Origin of the sequence: Streptomyces sp. UH6, from assembly GCF_013421635.1 — a bacterium.
Taxonomy (GTDB): Bacteria; Actinomycetota; Actinomycetes; order Streptomycetales; family Streptomycetaceae; genus Streptomyces; species Streptomyces abyssomicinicus.
This window is the reverse complement of sequence record NZ_JACADT010000831.1, coordinates 1-2,540: the sequence shown is the minus strand read 5'-3', so window position 1 is coordinate 2,540 and position 2,540 is coordinate 1. Positions and strand designations below refer to the sequence as shown.

Annotated in this window: 3 protein-coding genes; all 3 read left to right on the top strand. The window is 72.6% G+C overall.

Annotation, left to right across the window (positions count from 1 at the left end):
• A partial coding sequence (locus tag HW445_RS26435; protein WP_306673365.1) for an SIS domain-containing protein occupies positions 1-247 on the top strand: 247 nt, incomplete at its 5' end.
• Positions 248-344: 97 nt separating this feature from the next.
• Complete coding sequence (gene manA, locus HW445_RS26430; RefSeq protein ID WP_308799952.1) at positions 345-1,475, top strand: mannose-6-phosphate isomerase, class I; 1,131 nt, start codon at positions 345-347, stop codon at positions 1,473-1,475.
• Positions 1,476-1,579: 104 nt separating this feature from the next.
• On the top strand, positions 1,580-2,540 hold a 961-nt coding region (locus tag HW445_RS26425; protein WP_180223398.1), incomplete at its 3' end, for a cation diffusion facilitator family transporter.

Genomic DNA, 2,540 nt, shown 5'->3' with positions numbered 1-2,540 from the left:
CCCGGACGACTTCTTCCGCGACCGCGTCGAGGAACCGGCCGCCCTGCGCGCGCGTGTCGTCCTTCTGCGGGACCGCCCCACCGGCGGCCTCAGCGCGGCACCCGCCGCCCGGGACCTGGCCCTCGCCCACGACGCACCGGTCAGCGAACTGGAGCCGGGGGACGGCGAGGAACTCGAGGCACTGGCGGAACTGATCGCCATCACCGATTTCGCCGCCGTTTACCTGGCGCTCGCCTCGGGTGTCTGAGCTGGGGCCGGCACACCGCACCCGCCCCGGAACCCCCGGCGCGGGGGACACGCCGAGACACCCGGAGACGAAGGGGAGGGACCTCCTCACCAACACCATCCGCCCGTACGCGTGGGGCTCCACCACCGCCATCGCCGAGCTGACCGGCGAGACGCCCACCGGCGAGCCGCAGGCGGAGCTGTGGATGGGGGCCCACCCCGGGGCGCCGTCCTCCACCCCGCGCGGCAGCCTGCCCGACGTCATCGCCGCCGACCCGGAGCGCGAGCTCGGCGCCGGGACCGTCGCCCGCTTCGGCCCGCGGCTGCCGTTCCTGCTCAAGCTGCTCGCCGCCGACCGCCCGCTCTCCCTCCAGGTCCATCCCGACCTCGTGCAGGCCAGGGAGGGCTACGCGGCGGAGCAGCGCCAGGGCATCGCCGTGGACGCCCCGCACCGCAACTACAAGGACGCCAACCACAAGCCCGAGCTGATCTGCGCCCTCACCGACTTCGAGGGCCTGTGCGGATTCCGCCCCGCCGCGGACACCGCCGACCTGTTCGAGGGCCTCGGCGTCCCCGCCCTCGCCCCGCACGTCGAGACGCTGCGCACGCTCCCCGAGGGGGAGGCGCTGCGCCGGGTGCTCACCGCCGTCCTCACCGGCGACGCCGGGGAGACCGCCCGTACGGTCGCCGCGACGGCCGCCGCCTGCGAGCGTCTCGACGGCCGCTACGAGGTCTTCGCGCGGATAGCCCGCCACTTCCCCGGCGACCCCGGGGTCCTCGCCTCGATGCTGCTCCACCACATCCGCCTCGCGCCCGGCGACGCCCTCTACCTGTCGGCCGGCGTCCCGCACGCCTACCTGCGCGGCCTGGGCGTGGAGCTGATGTCCACCTCCGACAACGTCCTGCGCTGCGGTCTCACCCCCAAGCACGTCGACGTCCCCGAACTGCTGAGGGTGGTCCGCTTCGAGTCCTGCGGCGCCGACGTCCTGCGCCCGCGCACCCTGCCGGACGGGGAGGAACTGTACGAGACCCCGGTGGACGAGTTCCGCCTCTCCCGCCACCGGCTCACCGACGGTGCCCCCGCCGTCGACCTCACCCGGCCCGCGCCCCAGGTGCTCCTGTGCACCGAGGGCGGCGTCCGCGTCGGGGAACTGAAGCTGGCCCCCGGCGCCTCCGTCTTCGTTCCGGCCGGAGAAAGGACCGAAGTGTCCGGGAGCGGAACGCTTTTCCGGGCAACCGTGTCCTGCTGAGGGCTGTTCGTGCGCACGGTCCTCGCGCCCGGGCCGCGGCGGCCTGCAACAATGCCGACGGTCAACGGCAGTGACGGCTGAGCAGGAAGGAACCACGCGAACTCATGAGCGCGTCAGGCGGAACCAAGGCGATCGTCGCGGCACTGGCCGCGAACCTGGCGATCGCGGTAGCCAAATTCGTGGCGTTCCTCTTCAGTGGTTCGTCGTCCATGCTGGCGGAGAGTGTCCACTCGCTCGCCGACTCCGGCAACCAGGGGCTGCTGCTCGTAGGCGGCAAGAAGGCCAAGCGGGAGGCGACGCCGCAGCACCCCTTCGGCTACGGCCGTGAGCGGTACATCTACGCCTTCCTGGTCTCCATCGTGCTGTTCTCGGTCGGCGGCATGTTCGCCCTCTACGAGGGTTACGAGAAGATCAAGCACCCGCACGAGCTGGAACACTGGTACTGGCCGGTCGGCGTGCTGGTCTTCGCGATCATCGCGGAGTCGTTCTCCTTCCGCACCGCCATCAAGGAGTCCAACGAGGTCCGCGGCGGGCTCTCCTGGTCGCAGTTCGTGCGCCGTGCGAAGGCCCCCGAGCTCCCGGTCGTCCTGCTGGAGGACCTCGGCGCCCTGGTCGGCCTGGTCCTCGCCCTCGGCGGCGTCGGCCTCGCCCTGCTGACCGGGGACGGCGTCTGGGACGGCATCGGCACGCTGTGCATCGGCGTCCTGCTGATCGTGATCGCGATCGTGCTGGCCCTGGAGACCAAGTCGCTGCTGCTCGGTGAGGCCGCGGGTCTCGAGGAGGTCAGGAAGATCGAGGCCGCCGTGGTCGACGGCGACACCGTGCCCCGCCTGATCCACATGCGCACGCTGCACCTCGGCCCCGAGGAGCTGCTGGTCGCCGCGAAGATCGCGGTCAAGGCCGACTCCGGCGCCGCCGAGATCGCCTCTGCGATCGACGCCGCCGAACAGCGCGTCCGCGCGGCGGTGCCGATCGCCCGCGTGATCTACCTGGAGCCGGACATCTACAGCGAGGCCGCCGCGGCGGCCGGACCCGACCCCGAGGCCACCCCGGGCGGCGCCCACT